The 25,552-nt window shown below is 70.4% G+C and carries 24 protein-coding genes; 11 read left to right on the top strand and 13 right to left on the bottom strand.

The window, feature by feature from the left end; translation table 11 throughout:
• Positions 1-13: 13 nt before the first annotated feature.
• From WJM96_RS11025 to dctP, 4 genes are read right to left on the bottom strand one after another with little or no spacing between them, the layout of a single operon-like run.
• Positions 14-484, bottom strand: a complete 471-nt coding sequence (locus WJM96_RS11025; protein ID WP_424812539.1) for a GAF domain-containing protein — start codon at positions 482-484, stop codon at positions 14-16.
• Positions 481-1,767 (bottom strand): TRAP transporter large permease, encoded by a 1,287-nt coding sequence (locus WJM96_RS11020; protein WP_424812538.1) that lies wholly within the window; start codon positions 1,765-1,767, stop codon positions 481-483. Before WJM96_RS11020 ends, WJM96_RS11025 begins: the two co-directional genes overlap by 4 nt.
• Entirely contained in the window at positions 1,764-2,273 is a 510-nt protein-coding gene (locus WJM96_RS11015; protein WP_424812537.1) for a TRAP transporter small permease, read from the bottom strand. Before WJM96_RS11015 ends, WJM96_RS11020 begins: the two co-directional genes overlap by 4 nt.
• Positions 2,274-2,289: 16 nt before the next feature.
• The gene (dctP, locus tag WJM96_RS11010; protein ID WP_424812536.1) at positions 2,290-3,330 is read right to left on the bottom strand and encodes a TRAP transporter substrate-binding protein DctP; all 1,041 of its coding nucleotides are present in this window, start codon (positions 3,328-3,330) and stop codon (positions 2,290-2,292) included.
• A gap of 149 nt (positions 3,331-3,479) precedes the next feature.
• Between dctP and WJM96_RS11005 the strand changes: the two genes are divergently transcribed.
• The 3 genes from WJM96_RS11005 to WJM96_RS10995 are packed head-to-tail and all read left to right on the top strand — an operon-like array spanning position 3,480 to position 5,471.
• On the top strand, positions 3,480-4,229 hold the full coding sequence (locus WJM96_RS11005; RefSeq protein ID WP_424812535.1) for a dienelactone hydrolase family protein: 750 nt from the start codon (positions 3,480-3,482) through the stop codon (positions 4,227-4,229).
• A gap of 4 nt (positions 4,230-4,233) precedes the next feature.
• On the top strand, positions 4,234-4,530 hold the full coding sequence (locus WJM96_RS11000; protein ID WP_424812534.1) for a DUF6295 family protein: 297 nt from the start codon (positions 4,234-4,236) through the stop codon (positions 4,528-4,530).
• Positions 4,531-4,562: 32 nt separating this feature from the next.
• On the top strand, positions 4,563-5,471 hold the full coding sequence (locus WJM96_RS10995) for an acetamidase/formamidase family protein (RefSeq protein WP_424812533.1): 909 nt from the start codon (positions 4,563-4,565) through the stop codon (positions 5,469-5,471).
• Here WJM96_RS10995 and WJM96_RS10990 read toward each other — a convergent pair whose 3' ends face one another.
• A complete protein-coding gene (locus WJM96_RS10990; RefSeq protein WP_424812532.1) occupies positions 5,472-5,918 on the bottom strand; it encodes a hypothetical protein in 447 nt (148 codons plus the stop codon). It abuts the gene before it with no gap.
• A 345-nt stretch (positions 5,919-6,263) separates the two neighbouring features.
• Here WJM96_RS10990 and argC point away from each other — a divergent pair, with 345 nt between their 5' ends.
• Positions 6,264-7,241: an N-acetyl-gamma-glutamyl-phosphate reductase gene (gene argC, locus WJM96_RS10985; protein ID WP_424812531.1), complete on the top strand. Its 978-nt coding sequence runs from the start codon at positions 6,264-6,266 to the stop codon at positions 7,239-7,241.
• A 7-nt stretch (positions 7,242-7,248) separates the two neighbouring features.
• Here argC and WJM96_RS10980 read toward each other — a convergent pair whose 3' ends face one another.
• From WJM96_RS10980 to WJM96_RS10970, 3 genes are read right to left on the bottom strand one after another with little or no spacing between them, the layout of a single operon-like run.
• Entirely contained in the window at positions 7,249-9,546 is a 2,298-nt protein-coding gene (locus tag WJM96_RS10980; RefSeq protein WP_424812530.1) for a penicillin acylase family protein, read from the bottom strand.
• A gap of 31 nt (positions 9,547-9,577) precedes the next feature.
• Positions 9,578-10,102, bottom strand: a complete 525-nt coding sequence (locus WJM96_RS10975) for a lipocalin family protein (protein ID WP_424812529.1) — start codon at positions 10,100-10,102, stop codon at positions 9,578-9,580.
• Entirely contained in the window at positions 10,099-10,986 is an 888-nt protein-coding gene (locus WJM96_RS10970) for a polysaccharide deacetylase (protein WP_424812528.1), read from the bottom strand. The genes WJM96_RS10975 and WJM96_RS10970 overlap by 4 nt, the downstream gene beginning before the upstream one ends.
• Before the next feature lie 230 nt (positions 10,987-11,216).
• Here WJM96_RS10970 and cydD point away from each other — a divergent pair, with 230 nt between their 5' ends.
• The 4 genes from cydD to recQ all read left to right on the top strand — a co-directional run bounded on the left by cydD (position 11,217) and on the right by recQ (position 16,802).
• A complete protein-coding gene (gene cydD / locus WJM96_RS10965; RefSeq protein ID WP_424812527.1) occupies positions 11,217-12,824 on the top strand; it encodes a thiol reductant ABC exporter subunit CydD in 1,608 nt (535 codons plus the stop codon).
• Positions 12,814-14,460, top strand: a complete 1,647-nt coding sequence (gene cydC, locus WJM96_RS10960; protein WP_424812526.1) for a thiol reductant ABC exporter subunit CydC — start codon at positions 12,814-12,816, stop codon at positions 14,458-14,460. Before cydD ends, cydC begins: the two co-directional genes overlap by 11 nt.
• Before the next feature lie 99 nt (positions 14,461-14,559).
• Complete coding sequence (locus WJM96_RS10955; RefSeq protein ID WP_424812525.1) at positions 14,560-14,970, top strand: OmpA family protein; 411 nt, start codon at positions 14,560-14,562, stop codon at positions 14,968-14,970.
• A 35-nt stretch (positions 14,971-15,005) separates the two neighbouring features.
• Positions 15,006-16,802, top strand: a complete 1,797-nt coding sequence (gene recQ, locus WJM96_RS10950; RefSeq protein WP_424812524.1) for a DNA helicase RecQ — start codon at positions 15,006-15,008, stop codon at positions 16,800-16,802.
• Positions 16,803-16,868: 66 nt separating this feature from the next.
• Here the strand turns inward: recQ and WJM96_RS10945 are convergent, their stop codons facing one another.
• The 4 genes from WJM96_RS10945 to WJM96_RS10930 are packed head-to-tail and all read right to left on the bottom strand — an operon-like array spanning position 16,869 to position 21,997.
• Positions 16,869-18,602 (bottom strand): ABC transporter ATP-binding protein/permease, encoded by a 1,734-nt coding sequence (locus tag WJM96_RS10945; RefSeq protein ID WP_424812523.1) that lies wholly within the window; start codon positions 18,600-18,602, stop codon positions 16,869-16,871.
• Between the two features lie 10 nt (positions 18,603-18,612).
• On the bottom strand, positions 18,613-20,838 hold the full coding sequence (locus tag WJM96_RS10940; protein ID WP_424812522.1) for a glycosyltransferase: 2,226 nt from the start codon (positions 20,836-20,838) through the stop codon (positions 18,613-18,615).
• The gene (locus tag WJM96_RS10935; RefSeq protein ID WP_424812521.1) at positions 20,838-21,734 is read right to left on the bottom strand and encodes a hypothetical protein; all 897 of its coding nucleotides are present in this window, start codon (positions 21,732-21,734) and stop codon (positions 20,838-20,840) included. The genes WJM96_RS10940 and WJM96_RS10935 overlap by 1 nt, the downstream gene beginning before the upstream one ends.
• Complete coding sequence (locus WJM96_RS10930) at positions 21,731-21,997, bottom strand: DUF3253 domain-containing protein (protein ID WP_424812520.1); 267 nt, start codon at positions 21,995-21,997, stop codon at positions 21,731-21,733. Before WJM96_RS10930 ends, WJM96_RS10935 begins: the two co-directional genes overlap by 4 nt.
• Before the next feature lie 114 nt (positions 21,998-22,111).
• Here WJM96_RS10930 and eno point away from each other — a divergent pair, with 114 nt between their 5' ends.
• Entirely contained in the window at positions 22,112-23,389 is a 1,278-nt protein-coding gene (eno, locus tag WJM96_RS10925) for a phosphopyruvate hydratase (RefSeq protein WP_424812519.1), read from the top strand.
• 107 nt (positions 23,390-23,496) lie between these two features.
• Here the strand turns inward: eno and WJM96_RS10920 are convergent, their stop codons facing one another.
• Entirely contained in the window at positions 23,497-23,760 is a 264-nt protein-coding gene (locus tag WJM96_RS10920) for a hypothetical protein (RefSeq protein ID WP_424812518.1), read from the bottom strand.
• A 278-nt stretch (positions 23,761-24,038) separates the two neighbouring features.
• On the opposite strand from WJM96_RS10920, the gene WJM96_RS10915 reads away from it, so the two are divergent.
• Positions 24,039-24,338, top strand: a complete 300-nt coding sequence (locus WJM96_RS10915; RefSeq protein ID WP_424812517.1) for an FtsB family cell division protein — start codon at positions 24,039-24,041, stop codon at positions 24,336-24,338.
• A gap of 244 nt (positions 24,339-24,582) precedes the next feature.
• The gene (gene pdhA / locus WJM96_RS10910) at positions 24,583-25,551 is read left to right on the top strand and encodes a pyruvate dehydrogenase (acetyl-transferring) E1 component subunit alpha (protein WP_424813093.1); all 969 of its coding nucleotides are present in this window, start codon (positions 24,583-24,585) and stop codon (positions 25,549-25,551) included.
• Position 25,552: the final 1 nt, after the last annotated feature.

The following is a 25,552-nucleotide window of genomic DNA, read 5'->3' as shown; positions in this document are numbered from 1 at the left end:
GCCCCTCCGCCGATCAAACCGCCAGCAGCGCGGGAATCGCGAGCCCGGCGAAGCGCCGGCCCAGCGCGGCATGGTGCGGCGCATAGGCCCCCGCGCGATCGAGCAGGTTGATCGTGCCGATGACCTCGCCGTTCCAGAGCACCGGCAGATTCAGAACGCTCTCGCAACCGAGCGAGAGGATGAGCGCGTGGTCGGCGAAGGTCGCGCGGATATCCTCCGCGTCGCGGCCGATGAAGGGCCGCCCCTCGCGCAAGAGCTGCCGCGTCCAGGCCGAATCCCGCACCTGCTTCGCGCCGCCCGCGGGGTATTCCGCCGGGCGGCTGCTATAGACGCGGGTGTTGAGATCGCGCGCGCGGTCATGCCGCATGATGGTGAAGAGGCGATGGCCGATGGCGCGGCGCGTCGCCTCCTCCAGCGCCACGAAGGTCGCGCCCGGCTGGCCAGGCGCGGCCAGCGCGGCGACGACGCCGTCCAGTTCCGTCATGCCATGCCCATCGCGGCGGGCAGCCAAAGGGCGATGCCGGGGAAGGCCACGACCAGCGCGAGCGCCACGAACATGGCGAGGATCATCCACGTCACCCAGGGAATGGTGCTCTCCATCGTGACGCCAGCGATGCGGCAGCTCACCATCAGGTTCACGGCCATGGGCGGCGTGAACTGGCCGATCGCGATCTTCATGGTGAGGATCACGCCGAACCAGGTCAGGTCCCAGTGGAAGGCCTGCGCGATGGGGATCAGCACCGGCAGCAGGATCAGGAAGGTCGAGACGCCGTCCAGGAACATGCCGATGAAGATCAGCGCGATCATCAGCAGCACGATAGTCCCGTACTCGCCGATGCCCAGGCCCACGATCCAGCCCGCGATGGGCTGCACGATTCCGAGCGTCGAGGTGGACCAGGCGAAGACGCTCGCAAGCGCGATGATGATGAGGATGACGGCCGAGATCTCGCCCGCCTCCACCAGCATCTCGTAGAGGTCGCGCAGCGTCATGCTGCGGTAGATGAAGAAGCCGACGAAGAGCCCGTAGAAGACCGCCATCACCGCGGCCTCGGTCGGCGTGAAGGCGCCGATCCGCATGCCGCCCAGGATGACGATCGGCGCGAGCAGCCCCCAGATCGCTTCCTTGAAGGCGCGCCAGACGGAGAGCTCGTCGCGGTCCGGGTTCTTGCCGCCGAAATCCTTGAGCCAGGAGATGATCAGGATGGGCACGATGATCGCGACGCCCGCGAGGATGCCGGGCAGCATGCCCGCCATGAAGATGGCCGGCACGGAGACGCCGGGCACCATCACCGCATAGACGATGAAGGCGATGGAGGGCGGAATCAGGATATCCGTCGCCGCCGCCGCCGCGACCGTGCCGGCGATGAAGGGGCGGGGATAGCCGTCCTTCACCATGCTGCGCGTCACCACCTGCCCCACGGCCGCCGAGGTCGCGGGGCCGGAGCCGGAGATGCCGCCGATCACCATCGCGACCAGCACCGCGACCGTCGCCAGCGCCCCGCGCCCCGCGCCCACCAGCGCGGTCGCGAAGCGCACGAGGCGCAGCGCCACGCCGGTGCGGTCGAAGACGCAGCCCACCAGCACGAACATCGGGATCGCGATCAGCGGATATTTCGCGATGCCCGCGTAGACATTGGTCGGCATGGCCATGAGCGTCTGGTTAGCGAGGGTGATCGCGAAGGCGCCGGCGAGCCCGAGCGCCACGCCGATCGGCACGCTGCCCAGCAGCAGGACCAGGAAGAGCAGGAAGAGGATCGCGCCGATCACCCGTTCTCTCCGCGCGCGAGCCGGATGATGCGCCCCGCCGCGCGCCCGATCACGAGCAGCGCCAGCACGGGCAGCCATACGCTGTAGAGCCATTGCGGATGGCCGAGGCCGGGCGAGAGAACCTCGAAGTCGTACTCGTCCATCACCATCCGCGCGCCGTACCAGGCGATGAGCGCGAAGCAGAGGATGAGCAGCAGCATGGCCACGATCTCGCCCACGCGCTGCCTCTGGGGCGAGAGCTTCTCGACGAAATAGCCGATGCGGATATGGCGCCCCGCGGCGGTGGCCAGCGCGGTGCCGACCATCGCGACGGCGACCATGAGGGCGACCGAATACTCCTCCGTGAAGGAGAAGGAGATGTTGGTGAGGTAGCGCGTCACGACATTGCCCGCCGTGATGAGCGCCATGGCCGCCATGGCCAGCGCCAGCAGCACGCGCTCCAGCGTGAGGGGGATGCGCGTGCGTGGATCGGCCGGCGCCGCGCCCGGGTCGAGATCAGCGGCCATCAGGGCACCATCGGCATCAGGCCGCAGCCCGGATCGCGGCTTCCGCCTTGGCCGTGATCTCACGGCCCACCGTGGCGGCCCACTTGTCGTAGACCGGCCGCAGCGCCGTGGCGAAGGCCTGCTTTTCCTGCGGCGAGAGGATCGTGACCTCCACGCCGCGCGTGCGCAGCTCCTTCAACGCGGCGTCGTCCGTGCCCGGGATGCCGAGGCCCTGTCGCGCGAGCGCGATGTTGCGCCGCGCGGCCTCGATGCCGCATTCGCGGATGAGCTGCTGGTCGGCCGGCGTGAAGCTCGCCATCAGCTGCTTGTTGAGGCCGAAGATCAGGGCGTCGTTCACGTAGTTCCAGATGGTCATGTGCTTCTGCGCCAGCGTGTCCATCCGGAAGGCAAGGAAGAGGTTGACCGGGTTCTCCTGCCCGTCCACCGCGCCGGTCGAGAGGGCGGGCTGCAGGTCGGCGAAGGACATCTGCAGCGGGTTGGCGCCGAGCCCGTTGAAGATGTCGTTGAAGATGGCACCCGCCGCGAAGCGGATCTTGAGGCCGCGCAGATCGGCCGGCGTGCGGATGGCGCGGCGGGAATTGCTGATCTCGCGGAAGCCGTTCTCGCCGAAGGAGACGGCGGTCACGTCGCGGCGGTCCATGATGCCGACCAGGTCGCGCCCCACATCGCCGTTGATCAGCGCGTCGAAGGCGCGGTGGTCGGGCATGAGGAAGGGAAGCTGGAAGATCCCGGCCTCGCGCACCTGGGGGGCGATGTTGATGGTGCTGAAGACGGCGAAGTCGATGATGCCCTGGCGCATGGCCAGCAGCTCGCGCGTCTGGTCGCCGCCGACGAGCTGGCTGCCGGGATAGACCTTCACGTTGATCCGCCCGCCCGATCGCTCGGTGATGAGCTCGGCCCACTGGAAGGCGCCCTCGGCGAAGGGGATGGGGCGGTTGCCGACGACGGACATCTTGTATTCGGGCCGGTACTGCGTCTGCGCGCGGGCGACGTGCGGCGCGGCCAGCAGGCTGGCGCCGCCGGCCAGCAGGTGGCGGCGGCTCGGGCTCATGGTCATCGAAGGCTCCTCCCAGGGGCGGCTTGTGCTGCCGCGTTTTGCGGCCCTCACCATGCGGCGGGGACTGCCGGGCGCGCAAGACGGGGGCAAGTTGCGCCCGGCCCTACTTGGCCGAATACTTGCCGGGAAGCGCGTCTGGAGGGACACGGATGTCATTCTACCGAGGCATGACCTGCGGAAACGTCACCCTGAAGGGGGATGGCGGCACCCCCATCACCGCCTATGTGGCCAAGCCCGAAGGGAAGGGGCCCTTCCCGGGCGTGGTGCTGATCCACCACCTGCCGGGCTGGAGCGAGCTCTACATCGAGACGACGCGCCGCTTCGCCCATCACGGCTTCATGGCCATCTGCGCGAACCTCTACGAACGCGCAGGCGAGGGGAACCCCGACGACGTCGCTGCCAAGGTCCGCGCCGAGGGCGGCATCCCCGACAGCCAGATGGTGGGCGACACCGCCGCCGCCGTGGCCTGGATGCGGGAGCAGCCGGAGAACAACGGCAAGGTCGGCCTCTACGGCTCCTGCTCGGGCGGGCGGCATGCCGTGATCTATGCGAGCCAGCGCCGGCATGTGGACGCGGTCGTGGACATGTGGGGCGGCCGCGTCGTGATGGGCCCCGAGGAGCTGAACGCCAAGACTCCCGTGGCACCCATCGACATGACGAAGGACCTCTCGGCCCCGCTGCTGGGCCTCTTCGGCAATGACGACCGCGCGCCGAGCCCCGAGCAGGTGGACCAGCACGAGGCCGAGCTGAAAAAGCACGGCAAGACCTACGAATTCCACCGCTATGACGGTGCGGGGCACGGCTTCAACTACTGGCACCGCCCGCTCTACCGGCCCGAGCAGGCCATGGACGCCTGGGGCAAGGTCTTCGCCTTCTTCCACAAGTATCTGGGGAAGTAGGGCGATGTGTACCTCGATCGTCGAGATCGTGGCCGCCGAGGGCATGGCGAAGCGGGGCGACGAGTGGTTCCCGCTGACCCAGGCGGTGGTGGCCTACGACCACGCACGGCATGCGAATCTGGGCGATGTGATCACCCTCGATTTCTTCAACACCGGCATGGAGCCGGGAGCCCGCGCGGCGGTGGAGCTGACGCTGGAGAGCGCCAAGGAACTGCGGGCGGCGCTGGAGCGGGCCATCGTGGCGGCGGAGTTTGAGGAAGCCGAGGTCAGGGGGAAGGGGGCCCTGCCGCGCGCGGCTTGACCCCCCGACCCACGGCTGTAGCGTCCCGCGCCATGGCCACGCACCGCTTCCAACCGACCCGCTATCACAACACCATCGGCACGGCCGAGCCCGTCCTGCGCGTGGCCGATGGCGACACGATCATCGCCGCAACCGTCGACGCCTCGGGCCTCGACGCGCATGAAGTCGCCGTCGCCAGCCGCCCCAATCCCATGACCGGCCCCTTCTTCATCGAGGGCGCGGAGCCCGGCGACACGCTCGCCGTCCGCATCGACCGGCTGACGCCGAGCCGCGCCACCGGCTGGACCTACTCGCCGCTCGCGCTGACCGTGCTGGATCCCGCCGCCGTCATCGACCGGCCGCCGGTCCAGCGGGTGGTCTGGGACATCAACCGCAATGCCGGGACGGTGCAGCTCCAGGAGCCGGTGAAGGGGCTCGAGGATTTCGCGCCCGAGATCCAGCCCATGATCGGCTGCTTCGGCGTGGCGCCGGCGGGCGGGCAGGCTCTCTCCACCGCGACCAGCGCCCAGAACGGCGGCAACATGGACTACCGGCTCTTCGCGCCGGGCACGACGGCCTGGTTCCCGGTCTCGGTGCCGGGCGCGCTGTTCTATCTGGGGGACGGGCATGCCTGCCAGGGCGACGGCGAGATCACGGGCACGGGTATCGAAACCTCCTTCGAGATGGAGGTCACCGTCCAGGTCCTGAAGCGCACCATCACCTGGCCGCGCGGCGAGACGGCGGAGGACATCTTCACCATCGGCAATGCCCGCCCGCTTGACCAGGCGCTGCAGCACGCCACGACCGAGATGTCCAAGTGGCTCGGCGAGGATTACGGGCTCGACGCGCGCGCCGCGAGCCACCTGATGGGCCAGGTGGTCCGCTACGACGTGGGGAACGTGTTCAACCCGGCCTATACCGTCGCCTGCCGCATCGCGAAGAAGTGGCTGACGAAGCGCTGATCACTTCCCGCCGGCGGCCACGCTCCGAAGCTGCGCGACCCAGCCAGGCCGCGTGTTCCGCCAGGAACCGGCGACCGCCGACCAGAGCGTGACCTCCTCCAGCTCCAGCAGCAGCCGGGCGTTCTCGGCCGGGCTGCGGGCGGCCTGCGCCTCGGCCACCCAGCCGGGGCGGCGCTGGCGCCAGCTCGGCTGCACCGCCTGCCAGCCCATGTTCTCTTCCAGCTGCCGCATATGGGCGGCCACTTCGGCGGGGGAGCCGGCGCGGGACACGCGCTCGACCCAGCCGGGCCGGATGCGCCGCCATTCGGGCGAGACGGCTTCCCAGGTCACGGCCTCCTCGAACTGGAGCAGGGCGGCGGCGACCTCTCCGCGCTGGGCGTGCAGGGGGGCGGGCAGGGCAAGCAGGATGGGGATGGCCAGGAGACCGCGGCGCGCGGGGAATTTCATCGTTTCCTCCATTCGTCATGGCGCTCGCGGATGATGTCAGGGCGTACGCCCGGGGTCACTTCGTTTCGGGGGGAGGCGCGGCCGGACCACATCCCGCTTGACGATGATGGGGGGGAGCGACAGTGTCGCAGCACATGCTCAGGAACCTGGACCTTTTCGATCGACGCCGACGTCGCTGCTCCCCAGCGGCGGCTCTTCCGGCTGCGCGTCGATCGGCGTCCTTCCGCACCGTGGCGGCCTCACCCTAGGCCCCACCTGCCGGAGCGGCCTCGGCCCGCATTCCTGAACCCCCGCAGCCCCCGGCTCCGGGGGTTTTCTTTTGCCCGAACCCCAGAGGACAGCATCATGAGCATTCGCGTCGGCATTGTCGGAATCAGCGGCTTCGGTGGTGGCGAGGCGATGCGCCTCGTCGCGAGCCACCCTTCCTTCGAACTCGTCTACGCCGCGGGCGAGGGCAGTGCCGGCAGCCGTTTGATGGACCGCTTCCCCGGCGTGCCGGCCGGGTTGGCCGGGCTGGTGATCGAGAAGTGGGATCCGGACGCCCTGCCGGAGCTCGACGTGCTTTTCGCCTCGCTGCCCACGGGCGCCTCGGCCGAGGCGCTCGCGCGCGTCCCCCGGCACGTGAAGATCGTCGATATCGGCGGCGACCACCGCTACGCCGAGGGCTGGGCCTATGGCCTGGCCGATGTCTGGCCTGACCGGATCCAGGGGCAGACCCGCGTCGCCAACCCCGGCTGCTTCCCGGCGGCGACGCTGAACGCCCTGGCGCCGCTGCTGGCCGAAGGGCTGATCGAACCCGGCAACATCGTGATCGACGCCAAGACCGGCATCTCCGGGGCCGGCCGGGGCGGCGCGGACAGCCGGTTCGGCTACGCCGAGAGCAACGAGAACCTCGTGCCCTACGGCCTGCTGAAGCACACTCATATGCCCGAGATGGCCACGACCATCGAGCGGCTGAGCGGCGGCAGCGCGGCCGGCCTGGTGTTCACGCCGCATCTGGTGCCGATGACCCGCGGCGTCCTCGCCACCATCTACTGTCGTGGCCGCGCCACCACGGAGCAATGCCTGGACGCGGCCCGGCGCTTCTACGCCGGGCGGGCCTTCGTCCGCGTGACCGACAAGCTGCCGCAGACCAAATGGGCCACCGGTTCGAACCTCTCCTTCGTCAGCTATGCGGCTGATCCGGAGCGCAACCTGGTGATCGCGATGGGCGTGGTCGACAACCTGGGCAAGGGAGCCGCCGGCCAGGCGGTGCAGAACGCGAACCTGATCTGCGGCCTCCCGGAAACCACGGGGCTGGATGGCGCGCCTGTCTGGCCGTAAGCGCGCCCTAGCCTGGCGTCAGCCGGATGCGCTTCTCGGCGGCGCCCTCGATGGCGTCGCGGCTGTAGAGCATCGGCACGTACCCGTCCCGTGCCCAGATCGGGAACAGGTCGCGGTAATGCGCGCTGGCCGGGTCGCCGGACTGGCCAGGGGAATTGATGGTCCAGCTCGCGTCCCAGTTCCCCACATCCAGCACCATCCGCCAGGAGACGCCGGACATCACGCGGAAGTCGGTGCCGCGATAGCCGTTGTTGTTGATCGTGAGGTTGGAGCCCCCCTTGGGTGCCGGCCCCACATCCAGCCTCGCCGCCAGTTCCGGCGGCGCGAGGCGCGAGAGCGGGTGGCTGAAATAGCCTTGGTGAATGCTGCCCCAGGCCCAGGCCGAGACGTCGTCGCCCAGCCGCTTCCTCGCTTCGTACCAGGCGGCGGCCAGCGTCGCCAGCAGCAGCGCGTCGCGAGCCGCCACGGGCTCCGCACCGAAGCCAGGGTCGTTCGCGGCCTCCAGCAGCTCCAGGTAGAGCTGCGTGTCCACCACGCCGACCATCCTCGCCAGCCCCTCGGGGCCGAGTGCCTGGGGGATGGCCGGCATCAGGTGGTTGGTGAACCAGATCTCGAAGAGCGCGGCCGGGCCGCTTTCGGCCGCCACGCGGTGGTCCCATCCGGCCAGCAGCGCCCGCGCTTCCGTCGCGCCTTCGCCCTTCGCCGCCGCCAGCAGCGCGCAGAGCCGCCGCGCGGGCACGCTCAGCACGTCCGTCTGCAGTTTCAGTGTCTCCTCCACCGACCAGCGCTTCTCGCCCGCCAGGGATTCCGAGAGACGCATGTAGCGGGCCACGTCCGTCCACTCGAAGCCGGTCTTATGGCGCCGGTGGTCGAAATTCGCCGGGAGGTTCATCTGGTTGGCCGAGCCCACCCAGCCGCATGCCGGGTCCAGGCTGCGGGGCAGGGTCGAGGCCTGGATGGTCCCCGCCCATTCATGGCTGCCGTCGCCGGGCACGGGCATCAGCCCGTCCCAGTTCGGCCGCACCGGGATCTTGGCCGCTGCCTGCCAGGCGATATGCCCTTCGACATCCGCCACGACATGGTTGGTCGAGGGCGCGCCCCAGCCCTCCAGCGCGGCCTGGTACTCGGAAAAATTCGCGGCGGTGAGGTAGCCGAGGCTCGCCATGTAGGCGGCCGTTCCCGGCTCCCACCACACCGAGCGCAGCGCATAGGCGCGACGTGCGGGGGCATCGATATGCAGCACCGGGCCGTGGCGGGTGAAGCGCATCTCGATCTCGGCCGGCGCGCCGCCGCGCACGGGGACGCTTTCCGTCACCACGCGCATGCGCTCCCAGCCCTCGCCATAGCGATAGAGCTCCGGATCCGCCTCGTTGAGCTCGTAGACGTAGAGATCCTCCTGGTCGGAGGGGTGGATGGTCAGCGAGAAGGCGAGCTTCTCGTTGTGCCCCAGGCTGACGCCGGGGATCGCCGGCTCGCCCGCGCCGATCACGTTCAGACCCGGCGCCACCAGATGCGCGACGTAGCGCAGCGAGGGCTGATCGTGCACGCGATGCGGGTCGCTCGCCAGGATGGCCCGGCCGGTGGTGGTGCGGGAGGGCGCCAGCGCCCAGTTGTTGCTGCCCCATTCGCCCGTATTGGCCAGCGGCTCCGCGGGCGTCGCGCTGTCGATCGGATGCGGCTCGCAGCCGAGCAGGTAGGTGCGCAGCACCTCGGGCGGGATGGCGTGCGGCTCCAGCCCCTCGGGCAGCTGCAGCGTCCATTCGGGCTGCAGGCCTTTGTGCAGCCGGTCGGCCGCCACGCCGAACTGGGCCACGATGTTCGAGCGCGCGACCTCCTGGTCGAGGTTCCGCACGCGGGCATGGGCGCGGCAGCGCACTACATCCTCCGCGCTCCACTTCAGGGGCTTCGTGCCGAGGGCGCGGAACTCCATGGGCAGGCGCGCGGGCTCGCGCTCCACCAGGTCGATATAGGCGTTGATGCCCGCCACGAAGGCGGTGGTGCGCGCTTCCGCTTCGGCGCCGTAGCTGGCCCATTCGGGCGCCATCTCGCCCCGGTAGAGCAGCAGCCGCGCCGCGCGGTCGCGCTCCACATAGCCCTCGCCGAGATCGCCCGCGAGCAGCCCAAGGCCGCGCTTGCGCCACAGGTCGATCTGCCAGAGCCGGTCCCGCGCGGCGTTGAAGCCCTGGAGGAAGAAGGCGTCGTGTTGGGTCCCGGCATAGATGTGCGGGATGCCCCAGCGGTCGATCAGGATCTCGGCGCCGGCCTCGAGGCCGGGGAGGGCGATGGACTCGTTCTCGATCTTCATGCGCCAGTCGTGGGCGCGCCTCCGGGATGCGTCAACGGGCCCGGATGAGTCCCGAGAGGTCGTAGCCCTGGGCCCGCGCGATGCCGAGCGCGCGCTCCATCTCCGCCGGCGGCAGCTCGGGCGTGCGGGACAGGATCCAGAGATTGCGGCGGTCCGGCGTGCCCACCACGGCCCAGCGATAGTCGGGATCCAGGCCGAGGACCCAGTAGTCCCCGTAGAAGGGCCAGAAGAAGGTGACCTTCAGCCGGGCATTCTGGCTCCCCGCGACGGGATAGGCGCTGCCCAGGGCCATGCGCCGCGGCCGCGCCGGGTCGAGCGCGTTCACGCATTCGTTCAGCACCGAGATCTCGCCGCCGGCGGCGGGCTGGTAGGTGGCCGTGACTTCCTCGCAGCGCAGGCTGGAGCTGTCCTGGAAGCGCTGGGGCAGCCGCGCCACCTCGTGCCAGCGCCCCGAATAGCGGGCCAGATCCACCGAGGCGACCGTCGTTGGTGGGGCGGGTGGCTGGCTGCCGCAGGCGGCCAGCAGGAACAGTGCGAGGAACGGCCACCGCGTCACGGAATGCTTCCTTCCGGCCAGGTCATGCAGTGGTCGAAGATCGCGCCGGCCGTCGTGATCCAGACCTTGTCGCGCTCGTCCGCGATCGTCGCAAGCGCGCGCCGCAGCGCCCGCAGCCGGTAAGGCTGGCCGATGATATAGGGGTGAAGCGCGATGCCCATGACCTGCGGAACGCCGTCGGAGGTCTGTTGGATGCGTTCGGCGAAATCGTCGATGAGCATCTGCGCGAACTGGTCCGCCCCGTCCTTGCGGGCGACGATGGCTGGGATGTCGTTCGCCTCCTGCGGGTAGGGGATGCTGAGGATCCGCCCCTTGCGCGTCGTCTTCCAGACCGGCTGGTCGTCCATGCACCAGTTGAGGCTGTAGCTGTACCCGGCCTCCTGCAGCAGGTCGGGCGTCACAGCGCTTTCGGCGATCCAGGGCGAGAGCCAGCCCCGTGGGGCGTGGCCCTCGTTCATCATGATGGCGGCCGTGGCCTCGGCGATGAGGCGGGCTTCCTCGGGTTCGGGCAGGGTGCTCTGGCGCTCGCTGTTGGTGCGGCCATGGCCGGCGATCTCGTCGCCGCGCAGGCGGTGGGCGTCCACCAGGGCGGGTGCGTGGGCATACATCGCGCTGTTGAGCAGCACCGTGCAGGGCAGGTCCAGCTCGTCGAGCAGCTGCAGGAGGCGGAAGGCGCCGACGCGGTTGCCGTACTCCCGCCAGGCGTAGTTCAGCACATCCGGCTGGGGGCCGCCGGGGGCGAGTTCCGCCCCCAGGCCCTCGCCGAAGGCGAAATGTTCCAGGTTCACGCCGAGATAGATGGCGAGCTTGCGGTCCCCCGGCCAGGATTCCGTGCTTCGGGCGCTCCAGGGAGAATAGGGAAAGCGGCCGTGATGGGGGAGCATGAGGTGACCTCCGCGATTCGGCCGCATCTTCGAAGGCGGCTCCGGCGCGGGCAAGCCGTGGCGCGGCAGGTCGACCTGGCCTAAACAGGCCGCGATGGAATCGCCTTGCAATGGTCAGGAGTATGCGTCCGCCCGGCTTCGGCCCGTGGCGCGGCGCTGAGGCGCGGATGGCGAGACGGAAGGGGGAGGGAGCCTGGCTGTCGGCCCAGGCGCGCAGCCAGGCCGGACGCATGGCGCTTCCCGTCGCGCTCGGTCTGGCAGCGACGCTGTGCCAGGCCGGCCTCGCCTTCCTGATTGGGCGGATCCTGGCCACGCTTCTGGGCTTTGCGGGTGGCGGATGGATGGAACTGGGCGCGGCGGGCGTCCTGGTCCTGGCCATCGCCGGGCTTTCGGTGGCGCAGGAGATGGCGCAACAGCGGGCCGGCGAGGTAGCCCGCGCCCGCATCCGCGCCACGCTCTTCGCCCGCCTGCTCGAGTTGGGCCCGGCCGACCGCCGGGGGGTCGGCGAAAAAGCGACCCTGCTGGTGGACCGCGTCGAGGCGCTGGACGGCTTCTTCTCCCGCTGGTTGCCCGCGGCCATGCTGGCCGTCCTCTCGCCGGCGCTCATCGCCGCGCTGGTCTGGCAGGCGGATTGGGTCAGCGCGCTGGTGCTCATCGCCATGGGTTTGCTGATTCCCGTTGCGATGGCGCTGACCGGAATCAGCGCGGCGCGCGAGAGCCGCCGCCAGTTTGACGTGCTGGGCCAGCTCGCGGGCCGCTTCGTGGACCGGCTGCGCGGCCTGTCCACGCTGACCCTTTTCAACCGGGCCGAGGACGAGGCGCAGGCGCTGGGCCGCGCCGCGGAGGAGTTCCGCTGGCGCACCATGCGGGTGCTGCGCGTCGCTTTCCTCTCCAGTGCGTTCCTGGAGCTCTTTTCTGCCTTTACCCTCGGCTACCTCGCCTGGCGGCACGGCGCGCTGCTGATCTCGCGCAACACGGGTGACCCGACGCTGTCGCTCTTCTGCATCCTGATGATCCCGGCCTTCTTCGCGCCGCTGCGTGCCTTCTCGGCCGCCTATCACGAGGCCATGTCCGCCCGCGGCGCCGCCGCGGAGCTCGGCCCGCTGATGGCGGCGCCCGCTACCGACGGCCTCCGGCTGGAGGAGGTGCCGCGCCGGGTCGCCGTGGTCTTCAACGAGGTGGAACTTCGCTACCCGGGCGCGCCCAGGCCCGCGCTTACCCGCCTCACCTTCGCGCTCGCGCCCGGCGAGACCCTGCTGCTGGCCGGACCGTCCGGTTCCGGCAAGTCCTCGGCCCTGTCGCTGCTCATGGGGTTCGCCCGGCCGACGAGCGGCCGCGTGGCGATCAATGGCCAGGACGTGATGCGCCTGCGCCCCGACGAGCTGCGGCGCATTTCCTCCTATGTGGGGCAGCGCGCCCATCTCTTCGGAGGAACGCTCCGGGACAACATCGCGCTGGCCCGGCCTGAGGCGCGGGAGGCCGAAATCCTGCGCGCGGCGGAGGCTGCCCGGGTGATGGAGTTCGCCGCTGGCCTGCCCCAGGGGCTGGACAGCTGGGTCGGCGAGGGCGGGCACGGGCTCTCCGGCGGGCAGGCACAGCGCGTGGCCCTCGCGCGTGCCTTCCTGCGCGATGCGCCGCTGGTGCTGCTGGACGAGCCCACCACCTCCCTCGACCCTGGCACCGAGGCGGAGGTGGTCGAGGCTATCCGGCGACTCTGCATGGGCCGCACCGCCATCATCGCCACGCATTCGGCGGCGCTGCTGCGATTGCCGGGCAGGATCATCGACCTGGGCGCCCGGCAGGGCAGCGATGGGGAGTTCGGGTCCCATGTGGGCTGATCTCGCGCGGGTCCTGCGCCTCTGGAGCGCACGCCGGGCCGCTCTCTGGGGAGGGCTCGCCATCGCGATGGTCTCCGCGCTGTCGGGCGCCGCATTGATGGCGATGGCGGGGCAAGGCGTGGCCGCCGGTATCGCGAGCGGCGGGATCTTCGGCCTCGCGGCCGTGGTCTGGGTGCGGCCCTTCGTGCTGTTGCGCCCCGTGCTGCGCTGGGCCGAGCGCATGGGCAGCCATGCCGCCGCGTTCCGCGCCCTGGCCGATACCCGCGTGTGGTTCTTCCGGCGCCTGGCCGAGCGGATGCCCGGCGGCATCGGGATGCGCGGCTCGGGCGATCTTCTGGGCCGCGTCATCGGCGATGTGGACGCGCTGGACCGGTTCTATCTGGGCGGTCTCCTGCCGGCACTGGCCGGGCTGGCCGTGCTGATCGCGATTGCCGCGCTGCTGGCGGGTGAGCCGCTGCTGATGCTGCTGGTCGTGCTGCCGCTGGCGCTGGCGCTGGCCTTGCCCTTGGTGCTGGCGCCCGCCGCGGCCCGCGCGGCCCACGGCGTGGCCGAACGCCGCGGCGGGTTGCGCGCCGCCGTGGTGGACCCGCTGGCAGGGCTCGAGGACGTGCTCGCCGCGAATGCCGAGCCACGCGCCATGGCGCGGCTGCGGGAGGCCGATGCCGCTCTGCTGCGGAGCCAGCGGCGCCTCGCCAAGCGTTCCGCCTTCGCGGGGGCGGCCGGAGGGCTGCTGACGCAGATCGCGGTCCTGGCGGCCTTGGGCTTCGGCCTGGCCACCGGTTCCGCCGTGACGGGAATGGTCGTGCTGGCCCTCTTCCTCGCCGTCGCAGCGGCAGAGGCGCTGGCCCCCATGCCGCGCGCGGGCGCGGCCTTGGCAGCGGCAGGGGCGGGCGCGCGGCGCCTCTTCGAAGCCGCCGACACGGCGCCGCCCGTCATCGAGCCGGACCGGCCGGCGCCACTGCCCGAGCGTAACGACCTCGCCATCTCAGGCTTGCGCTTCGGCTGGCGGGATGAGGCTGAACCGGTGCTGGACGGCCTCGACCTGACGCTGCGCGAGGGCGAGCGGGTCGCGATCCTGGGACCGTCCGGCATCGGCAAATCGACGCTCGCGGCTCTGGTTCTGAAATTCGCGACCCCGGCCGCGGGAAGCATCGCGCTGGGTGGAACCGATATCGCCTCCATCTCCTCGGCCGCGCTGCGGACCCGGATTACGAGCCTGTCGCAGCGCGCGCGGCTCTTCGACGACAGCATCGCCGCCAACCTGCGCCTCGCGGCGCCGGACGCGCCCGAGGCGGCGCTGTGGCGAGCCCTGGCCAAGGCGGGGGTGGCGGATTTCGTCCGTCATTTGCCCGAGGGCCTGGAAACCCGCTGCGGGGAGGGCGGCTCGCGCTTCAGCGGTGGCGAGGCGCGGCGCATCGCATTGGCCCGGGCGTTGCTGCCGCCGGCCGCGATCCTGGTGCTGGACGAGCCGACGGCCGGACTCGACGAGGAGGCCGAGCGTGCTTTCCTGGCCACGCTTCCCGCTGCCTGCGAGGGCAAGAGCCTGCTGCTCATCACCCATCGCCTGACCGGCACCGAGCCGCTGGACCGCGTCCTGCGCCTGGCCGGAGGCCGACTTTTGCCCGCGGCCGGGTAACCTTCCTGCCCTCGGCACGTTGTCCCCGCGTGAAGGATGGTTGACGTAAGCGAAACCTTCCCCGACTGAATTCCGGACCGTTCCTTGGGAGAATCGAGGATGAATCGCCGTTTGATGCTCGCTGCCGTCGCCCTGCCGCTGCTTGCGGGCTGCACGACGATTGACGCCCTGATGAATCCGGACCCGGCTTCGCAGCCGGCCCGGGTCGTCTTCTTCACCGAGGACAGCCCGACGCTGGACGAGACCGGCCGCGCGACCGTGCGCGGCGCGGCCGAGGTGGCCCGCGCCTATCCGAGCGCGCGGGTCAACGTCTTCGGCTATGCGGGGCCCGTCGGCGGCGTCGCCTTCAACCGGGTCCTGTCCGAGCAGCGGGCCCAGTATGTGGCCCAGCTCCTGCGCGAGAACGGGGTGGCGGCGGACCGGGTGTTCGTCGTGCCGCGCGGGCCGGTGCCCTTCGACCAGGCGCCGATCGAGAGCCGCCGCGTCGAGATCAGGATGGCGGCCCAGTAGGGCCGACTCGACTGGCGGGCTAGACTGCGGGGATCATGACGCAGGATCCCGCCAAGGTTCTCCACGAGGTCTTCGGCCATGCCGAATTCCGTGGCCGCCAGGCGGAGATCGTGGACCACGTGATGCGCGGCGGCTCCGGCCTCGTGCTCATGCCCACGGGCGGCGGCAAGTCGCTCTGCTTCCAGGTCCCGGCCCTGTGCCGGCCGGGCCTGGCCATCGTTGTCTCGCCGCTCATCGCGCTGATGGAGGACCAGGTCGCCGCGCTGCGCCAGCAGGGCGTGGCCGCCGGCGCGCTGCACTCCGAGCTTGAGGAGGATGACCGGCGCGAGGTCTGGCGCGGCATCAACGACGGCAGCCTCAAGCTTCTCTACATCAGCCCCGAGCGGCTTGGCATGGACGGCATGCTCGAGCGGCTGTCGCAGCAGCGCATCGCGCTGTTCGCGGTGGACGAGGCGCATTGCATCAGCCAGTGGGGCCATCACTTCCGGCCCGAATACCGCGCGCTCGGTTTCCTGCGCAGCGGCTTCCCGGAGGTGCCGCGCCTCGCGCTCACCGCCACGGCCGACGGCCGCACGGTCGAGGATATCCGCGCGCAGCTCGGCCTCGAGGACGCGCCGGTGTTCCGGGCCTCCTTCGACCGGCGGAACATCCATCTCGCCGCCGCGCCGCGCGAGCAGGAGCGCGGCCAGATCCGCGCTTTCCTGCGCGAGGCATCCGACGGGCGCGGCGCCGGCATCGTCTATTGCGGCACGCGCGCGCGGGCCGAGCAGACCGCCGAGTGGCTGCGCGCCGACGGCTATGATTCCATGCCCTTCCACGCCGGCATGCCGAGCGAGGACAAGCGCGACGCCCATCGCCGCTTCGCGCGCGGGGACGCGGTGGTGATGTGCGCGACCATCGCCTTCGGCATGGGCATCGACCGGCCGGATGTGCGCTTCGTGGCCCACCTCTCGCTGCCGCAGGGGCCGGAGGGGTGGTATCAGGAGATCGGCCGCGCGGGCCGCGACGGGCAGCCGGCCCGCGCCCTGCTGCTCTATGGCGCGGGCGATATCGCGCTGTCGCGGCACCGCATCCAGCAGAGCCCGGCCTCCGACGAGCAGAAGCGGATCGAGCGCGCGCGGCTCGATGCCATGGTCGGCATCGCCGAGGCGGGCACCTGCCGCCGCCGCGTGCTGCTGCGCTGCTTCGGCGAGGATCTCGCCGAGGATTGCGGGGCCTGCGACGTCTGCGCCGCTCCGCCGCGGTTGTACGACGGCAGCATCGCCGCGCAGAAGCTGCTCTCGGCCGCGATCCGCACGGGCTCGCGCTTCGGACTAGGCCATCTGGTGGACGTGCTCCGTGGGCGCCTCACGGACAAGGTCGCGCAGTTCGGTCACGACAAGCTGCCCACCTTCGGCGTGGGCAAGGACGTGGCGGAAGCCGCCTGGAAGGGCGTCGCGCGCCAGCTGGTGTCCCATGGCGCGCTCGACATAGCCGTGGAGAACCACGGCGAGCTGGTGCCGACCGAAGCCGCGCGACCCATCCTGCGCGGCGAGCAGCGCATCATGCTGCGCGAGGATTCGATCCGCCCGCGCGAGCGTGGCAACCGGCGCGAAGGGCCGCAGACGAGCTCCGACGATCCGCTCTTCGGCGCGCTGCGCGAGTGGCGGAAGGCGGAGGCCCGCACGCAGCAGGTGCCAGCCTACGTCATCTTCCACGACGCCACGCTGGCCGAGATCGCCGCGCGCCGCCCGGACAGCCTCGGCCAGCTCCGGGAGGTCCCTGGCGTTGGCGAGAGCAAGCTGGAGCGTTACGGCGAGGCGGTGCTGGCCGCGCTCAAGGCGGCGGCCTGATCCCCTGGCAGTCAGCCGCCGCGGTCGGCAAGCCCGACTTGCCGCGCCGGATGTCAGCGGCCTGGACTAGGCCTCCTGAAGCCTCCCCTCCGTGACCGTCAGCTTCCGGTCGTGGTGGCTCGCGACCGCCGGGCGATGCGCGATGGAGAGGATGGCGCTGCCGGGCAGGCGTTCCTTCAGCAGCTCGTAGAGCCGCTGCTCTGCCTCCGGGTCCAGGCTGGCCGTCGCCTCGTCCAGGAAGAGCCATTTCGGCTTGTGCAGCAGGACGCGAGCGAAGGCCACGCGCTGCTGCTCGCCCCCCGAGAGCTGCTGCGCCCAGTTCTCCTCCTCCTCCAGCCGCGGCGCGAGATGGGCGAGGCCCGTATCCTCCAGCGCCGCTCGGATCTCCGCATCGGAAAAGCTCTCGGCCGGCGCGGGATAGGCCAGCGCGCGGCGCAGGGTGCCGAGCGGCAGATAGGGGCGCTGCGGCAGGAAGAACGGCGCCTCGTCCTTGGGGAAGCTCACGCGCCCGGTGCCGAACGGCCAGATGCCTGCGATGGCGCGGAAGACGGTGGACTTGCCGCTGCCCGACTTGCCCGTCAGCACCGCGCGCTCGCCAGGGGCCAGGGTGAAGCCCGCATCGGTCAGCAGCACGCGGCCATCAGGCAGGCCAAGGTGCAGGTTCGCGACCTTCACCGCCGCGCCGTCGCTCCAGCCGGCACGCACGCCCTCGCCGGAATCCGCCGCCTTGTGCGCGGCCTCGATCGCGTCGCGGAAGCCAGTGAGGCGCGCAACGGTCGCCCGCCACTGGGTGAGGTCGGCGTAGTTGTCCACGAACCAGGAGAGCGCCGTCTGCACCTCGCCGAAGGCCTGGGCCGTCTGCGTCAGCCCGCCCAGCGGGATGGCTCCCGAGAAGAAGCGCGGCGCGGCGACGACGAAGGGGAACACCGTCGCGACCTGCGCGTAGCCCGCGGTGAAGAAGGTGAGGCGCTTGGTCGCGACCATTAGCGACCACCAATTGCCCATCAGCGCGTGGAAGCGGCCGAGCAGCATGCCCTTCTCCTCCGCCTCGCCGCGGTGGAGCGCGATGCCCTCCGTATTCTCGCGGAAGCGCACCAGCGCGTAGCGGAAATCCGCCTCCACCTTCTGCTGCTGCACGTTGAGCCTGATCAGCGGCCGCCCCACGAGATGCGCGAGCCAGGTGCCCAGCACGGAATAGATCAGCGCGACCCAGACCATGTAGCCGGGGATCTCGATGCCGAAGAGCGTCGCGGGCCCCGACAGCGTCCAGAGCACGAAGAGGAAGGAGAAGAGCGTCACCACGGTGCGCATCAGCCCGAGCCCCAGCACCAGGGAGGAGTCCACGAAGAGCTTCGCATCCTCGGCGAGGCGCTGGTCGGGGTTGTCGGTGCCGCGATCGGTCAGCGCGATGCGGTAGTAGGCTCGCTTCTCGAGCCAGCCGGCCAGCAGCGTCTCCGTGATCCATCGCCGCCACCGGATCTGCAGCGCCTGCCGCAGATAGAGCGCATAGACGGCGATGAGGATGTAGATCGCCGCGATCCAGGCGAAGCCCGGCATCAGCCCGCTCTCGGTCTCCTGCCAGGTGAAGAGCAGATGGAAGAAGGCCGAGGCGTCGCGCGCCTCCATGGCGTTGAAGAACTCGCGGTTCCAGTAGGACAGCATCACCGTCATGGCGACGAGCGCGAGGTTCAGCACGACGACCGTCAGCAGCAGCAGGCGCGCGCGCCATTTCTCATCGCTCCGCCAATAGGGCAGGGCGAGCGACAGCCCTTCGCGGACGGGTTCCAGGATTTTCTTCATGTGAGGGGCCTCACGCGGAGGTGTGGGTCCATTCGCCGGCGAGGCGCAGCGCGTCGGGATGGCCGGGGGCGAGGCGCAGCGCCTGCTCCAGCAACCCGTGCGCGGTTTCCCGCTGCTGCAGGTGGAAGGCGGTCTCGGCGGCAGCGATCATCGCCTCCGCGCCGTTGGGGGCGAGGCCGGCGATGCGGTGCTGTTCGGCCGTGGGATGCGGCGTATTGGCGAAATATCCCTCGCGCCGCGCCAGCGCCCCGGCGAGGTCGCGCTCGATCATGAGGCGCATGGCCGGGCGCAGGCTTTCCGGCATGGCGTCGAGCGCGGGGCGCGCGGCGCGGGCGTAGCTGCGATAGAGGAAGCCCGGGTCGTGCGCGGTGCTCGCGCCGTCCCAGATGTGGTGCGAGGCGCTGTCCCAGACACGATAGGCGAAGAGGAGCTCCGGCAGGCATTCCAGGTGCAGCCCCTGCAGGACCGCCTGCTGGAGGAATTCCCAATCCTCGAAATAGACGCGCTCGGTCGTGTAGCCGCCCATCCGCTCCCAGGCCGCGCGGCGGATGAACATGTTGTTGTCGCCAAAGCAGTTCCAGAAGAGGCCGACCGATGGGCAGGCGCCGATCGGCGCCCAGGTGCCGGGCCGCGTGCTGCGGAACCTCGGCGGGGGACCGGAACCGAGGAAGGGCTGGAGCTGGCAGGTGAGGATATCGGCGCCCGAATGCTCGGCGGCGGTGACGAAGGTCTCGATCTGCTCGGGCCAGGCGGCGTTGTCGTCATCCATGAAGATGATGTAGTCGCCGCGCGCCTCGGCGGCCGCGCGGCGGCGGGACGCGCCCTGCCAGGAATTGGTCGCGTTGTGCAGCACGCGCCAGCCACGCGCGGCGAAGCGGGGCTTCAGGGCCTCGATGTACTGCCGCGTCGCGGGGTCGGTGCTGGCGTCGTCCACCAGCACCACCTCGAAGTTGGGATAGGTCTGCGCCTCCACGGCCGCGACGGCGTGGGCCAGCGGTTCGTAACGGTTGAAGGCAGCCATGCAGACGGAGACGAGGGGCGGATCCGACCGCCAGTCCCCTGGCCTGCGGGCCAGTGGCGGGGGTTTCAACGCGCCCTGCCATTCCACCCAGAGCTCGCGCACCGCCGGCGGCGTCATGGCCGGGCGCGCGGGGGCGGCGCCGTGCTCCAGAGCCCGGCCCATGGCGGCGGCAAGCGTCGCGGGTGCGCGCTCGTAGAGAACCGTCGCGTGGTCGGCCGCGTCCACCAGCTCGCCGATGCCGCCCACATCCGGCGCCAGGAAGGGCAGGCCGGCGGCGAGGCATTCGAGCACGACGTAGGGCGCGTTCTCCATGCGCGAGGCGATGACGGCGAGCCGCCCGGGCTCGGCCAGGAAGGCGCGCGCCTGATGCGGGTCGAGGTCGTTCACCACGCGCCAGGGCACGGGCCAGCTCGCCGCGACGCCGGCCAGCCAGGCCAGGCCGTGCAGCCCCTGGTCCATGAAGCCCACCTTCCCGAGGAAGGTGATGCGCTCCGGCCGCTGGCCCGCGCGAAGCAGGCGCCGGACCGCCTCGCAGAAGAGGCCGAGGCCCTTGCGCTCCTCCAGCCGGCCAAAGAAGACCAGCTCCGTCACCGGGCGCGGCTCGTGGCTGGGCTCGGCGATGGGGAAGCTCATCGGCATGAGGTTGGGCATGACGCGATGGCGCGCGGGCAGCTTCCAGCCCATCTCCGTTACGGCGTCGAAGATGTATTGCGACGGCGCGATGGCGATGTCCGCCCCCTCGCAGCTCTGCCGCTCCATCCAGTCGAGCTCGATCTCGGCGTGGTTGTGCAGGTACTGCGCGGAATGGGCGAAGTGCCAGAGTGTGGGTCCGTGCATCTGGCAGACCAGCGTGGTGTCCGCGAAGGCGAGGCCGCAGCGCTTGGCGACCGTCGGCCAGTAGCCGATGCCGCGCATCTCGTGGAAATGGATCGCGTCGAAGGATCGCGTCTTCAGCCATTGATAAGCGCCGAAGGAGCATTCCTTCTCGTCGCCCTCCAGGCCGAGCGAGACGAAGTCGATGCCGTGCGCGCGGTAGTGCTCGCGCCAGCGGGCGGCGGGCTCGTTCTCCGAATAGGCAGGCGGGAAGAGGACGGTCACCTCGTGCCCTGCGTCCGCGAAGGTCTCGGCGGCGGCGAGGAAGGCGGTGCCGACGCCGCCGTTGCGGACGGGCCCGACGAAGTCGAGGGTCAGCAGGCAGATGCGCTGGCGGCCCATCAGGCAGACGCCGCGGCGAGCGTCCAGCCCGCCTCCTCGCGATGGGAGGTCATGCGCCATCCCGCATCGGCCAGCAGCCGCCCGAGCGCGCCGGGGCCCATGAACCACCAGACGGGATGGGCGAGGGAGGCGGCGCGGGCCGTCTCGCGCGTCAGGCGGCCCGGCACGGCCCGGAACTGGTCGAGCGCGACGCCCTGCCGGGTGAGGGCCTCGTCCAGCGCTGCCGCGCGCGCAGGGTCGAGCTCCCCCGCATGCCAGAGCGTGTCCTCGCCGAAGCCTGCCTCGGCCAGCGCCTCGTCCGCCACGACGGTCTCGGTGCGGAGCAGGAGGCGGGTGGCGCCGGTGCCGCGCAGGGCCGCGAGGCGCCGGATGGGGTCGCCGTCCAGCCGCGCCAGGCTCTCGCCCGTGCAGACGAGATCCACGGGGCCGAGGCGCTCGCGGATATCCGCGACCTCCAGCTTGCCCCGCATCCACCAGGGGCGGCGCGCATTGGTGTGGGCGTCCTTGGGGGGCGCGGTCGGGTCGAGCGCGGCGGCCGAACGGGCGAGGATCTCTCCCGCGAGCTCGGGCGTGCCGCGCCGGATGGCGGCGCGCGCCAGGAGGCCATCGGTGTCCTCCGGCCGCTCGGGCGAGAAGGCGTGGATGGAGGCGGCGCCCGCCTCGGCCCCCGCGAGGAGCAGGGCGGGAACCTCCGTCGCGTCGTCCCAGGCCAGCAGCACGTGCCGGCCGGCGCAGGCGAGGGCGAGGGGCGCCTCCAGCGGGGAGGCGGCCGGCAGATCCGGGGCGGGGGGCGGGGGCCCGGGCGCAACCTCCGGCGGGGGGAGGGCAACGACAGACGGCGCTTGTGCCTTGGGCGCGCTGGGCGTCCGGCGGAACAGGCCGAGAATCGATGTCATCCGGCACTCCCTTGAGGCAGGCGCAAGCGTATCACGCCGCGCATCGCCTCGGTGGGAACGGGCTTGCCTTTCCGCAGGATCTCGAGCCGCCCGGCCGCCGAGAGGCGCACGGCCGCCAGCCGTATCGGGCCGAGGAGCGGCCGCCAGGCTTCGGCCTCCAGCTTCTGGGCGACATCGGAGGGGCTGATGGAGGCGCCGGGCCCGGCGGCTTCGCAACAGGCCAGGATCGCGGCTTCGATGGCCTCGGGGGCATGACTCGGCATGGGTGCCATCAATGGCGATGGCGGGCCTCGGCGCAAGGGGCATGCGGCCCGTCAGCCTTGCCCTTTTGCTCGTCGCGTCCTATCCGCCGGGCAGCCTCTTCCGGAAGGACTCCCATGCCCGCCATCGCCGACATCATCGCCCGCGAAGTGCTCGACAGCCGCGGTAACCCGACCGTGGAGGCCGAGATCATCCTGGAGGACGGCGCGCGCGGCCGCGCCATCGTCCCCTCGGGCGCCTCGACCGGCGTCCATGAGGCCGTGGAGCTGCGCGACGGCGACAAGTCGCGCTACGGCGGCAAGGGCGTGCTGAAGGCGGTCGCCAATGTCGAGGGCGAGATCTTCGACGCCATCGGCGGCATGGACGCCTCCGACCAGGTGAAGATCGACAGCCTGATGATCGAGCTGGACGGAACGCCCAACAAGAGCCGCCTCGGCGCCAATGCCATGCTGGCGGTCAGCCTTGCGGTGGCGAAGGCGGCGGCGCAGGCCCATGGCCAGGCGCTCTACCGCTATGTCGGCGGCACCTCGGCCCGCACGCTGCCGGTGCCGATGATGAACATCATCAACGGCGGCGCGCATGCCGACAATCCGATCGACATCCAGGAGTTCATGATCATGCCGGTGGCGGCCGGCACCGTGGCAGATGCGGTCCGTGTCGGCGCCGAATGCTTCCACGCGCTGAAGAAGGCGCTGCATGACGCCGGCCACAACACCAATGTCGGCGACGAGGGCGGCTTTGCCCCCAACATCGGCAGCGCGGAGGAAGCGCTGGCCTTCATCGCCAAGGCCTGCGAGGCCGCCGGCCACCGCCCGGGCGAGGACGTGATGTTCGCCCTGGACTGCGCCTCCAGCGAGTTCTTCAAGGACGGCAAGTACGTCATGGCGGGCGAGGGCAAGACGCTCGATGCCGGCGGCATGGTGGACTACCTGGCCGGCCTCTGCGCCAAGTTCCCCATCATCTCCATCGAGGATGGGTGCGCCGAGGAGGACTGGGCCGGCTGGAAGCTGCTGACCGACAAGCTCGGTGCGAAGGTGCAGCTGGTGGGAGACGACCTGTTCTGCACGAACCCGGAGCTGCTGCGGAAGGGCATCGAGGCGGGCGTGGCGAACTCCATCCTCGTGAAGGTCAACCAGATCGGCACGCTGAGCGAGGCGCTGGAGGCGGTCGAGATCGCGCATCGCGCGGGCTACACCGGCGTGATGAGCCACCGTTCGGGCGAGACCGAGGACAACACGATCGCCGACCTCGCGGTGGCGACCAATTGCGGGCAGATCAAGACGGGCTCGCTGAGCCGTTCGGACCGCCTGGCCAAGTACAACCAGCTGATCCGCATCGAGCAGGACCTGGGGCCGGCCGCACGCTACGCCGGCCGGACCGTGATGAAGCACTGACAAGATAGAACGGCCCGAGGCTTGCCTCGGGCCGGAGCGCGAATGCGCGCCCGCGCCCGGCCCGACTATCCGGCCAGCACAGGCGGCGCCCGGCGCTTAAGGGCGGATCAACGATTCTGGCACTGCAGGGTGACGTCGGCGCTGTTCTGGTTGCCCTGCGGCCGCATCACCACCATGCGTCGGGACGAGTCATAGGTCCCGCCCGCCGTCGTGCAGACGACGGTGAAGAGGTTGTTGCTCGGCAGCCCGCCGCGGTTGGTGCCGAAGGGCGCGAAGACCGGCGCCTGGGACCAGGCCGCGCCGCCTCCGAAGCCCACTCCAAGGAGCGCGAGGGCGGCGGCGGCCAGGGTGAGCGTCTTCTTGTTCCTCATGTATTCCTCTTGTCGTTGCGGCGTGGCGGCCGGCGGGCCGTGCGGCAAGTCGTCGCATGCGACCGAGGGTTGTGCCAATCGGGGCTGCCGATCCGGCCGAACGGATGCGTCCATACTTCCAGCCATTGGAATCCCATGCAGATTCGTCGTTCGATAAGTTTCGCGCGCTATGTATTTCCCCTTGCCAGCGCGAGGCGATGGTGATTCCTTGGCCTAACGCGAGGCCGGGGGGCCGCGTCGGGGGATCGATGAATCTAGGGCGGGCTCTTATCCGCGGCGTGAAGTTCCTGGCGGCTCCCGTCATCCTGTCGGGCGTCGCGGCCTTCTTCGTCTGGCACGCATCACATGGCGACCGTGGCCTGATCGCGCGCGAGCAGCGCCTGCTCGAGATCGCGGCCGCGCGCCAGGAACTCGTCCAGGCCACCAACGAGCGCGAGGCCGCGGAGCGCCGGGTGAATGCTATGCGTGGCGACCAGCTGGATCGCGACCAGCTCGAGGAGCGTGCGCGCGCCATGCTGAACATGACGACGCGCGAGGAAATTGTGATCCCATATCCGCCGGGCCAGCGCCTCTTCTGACCGCATTGCGATATCTTCCAGCGGGATAGCGCCCTTGCTGCGATGCGGCATAGGTCCTGACCATTAACCAAAATGCGGTTAACTTGAATATTGCGTTGCAATAGCTTGTTTTTTCGGAGCGCGCGCCCGCTTGCGGAGCCTAGCGCGGAGCCTTAACTCTTGCGGCATTCGCGAGGGAGAGCCCCCAATGCCCGATGCCGCCACGTCCAAGCGCCGCCCCAAGGGCAGTGCGAAGGAAAAAGAAATGCAGATGGGGCACAATGCCCTGCTGCGCGCCTACCGAGACATGCTGCTGATCCGACGCTTCGAGGAGAAGGCCGGCCAGCTCTACGGCATGGGGCTCATCGGCGGCTTCTGTCACCTGTACATCGGCCAGGAGGCCGTGGTGGTGGGCATGCAGGCCTCGCTCAAGCCGGGCGACCAGGTCATCACCTCCTATCGCGACCACGGGCACATGCTGGCGACCGGCATGGAGGCGCGCGGCGTGATGGCTGAGCTCACGGGCCGCATCGGCGGGTACTCGAAGGGCAAGGGCGGCTCGATGCACATGTTCAGCCGCGAGAAGGGCTTCTTCGGCGGCCATGGCATCGTGGGCGCGCAGGTCGCGCTCGGCGTGGGTCTTGCCTTCGCCAACTGGTACCGTGAGGACGGGCAGGTCGCGGTTGCCTATTTCGGCGAGGGCGCGTCCAACCAGGGCCAGGTCTTCGAGAGCCTGAACCTCGCGGCGCTGTTCAAGCTCCCCTGCATCTTCGTCATCGAGAACAACAAGTACGGCATGGGCACGAGCGTCGAGCGCGCCTCGGCGAGCCGCGACCTCTCGAAGAACGGCAGCCCCTGGGGCATCCCGGGCGAGCAGGTGGACGGCATGAACGTGCAGACGGTCTTCGAGGCCGCGCAGCGCGCCGTGGCGCATTGCCGCGCCGGCAACGGGCCCTACCTGCTGGAGATGAAGACCTACCGCTACCGCGGCCACTCCATGTCCGACCCCGCGAAGTACCGCACGCGGGAGGAAGTGCAGAAGATGCGCGAGCAGCACGACTGCATCGAGACGGCGCGCGCGCAGCTCATGGCGCAGGGCGTGACGGAAGCCGACCTCAAGGTGATCGACGACGATGTGAAGGCCATCGTGCAGGACAGCGCCGATTTCGCGCAGTCTTCGCCGGAGCCTGACGAGAGCGAACTCTGGACCGACATCCTGGTGGAGGCGAAGTAAG

Source organism: Roseococcus sp. YIM B11640, from assembly GCF_049727625.1.
In the GTDB taxonomy this organism is placed as follows: Bacteria; Pseudomonadota; Alphaproteobacteria; order Acetobacterales; family Acetobacteraceae; genus Roseococcus.
The sequence above is the reverse complement of the archived record's forward strand: the minus strand, read 5'-3'. Positions and strand labels throughout refer to the sequence as shown.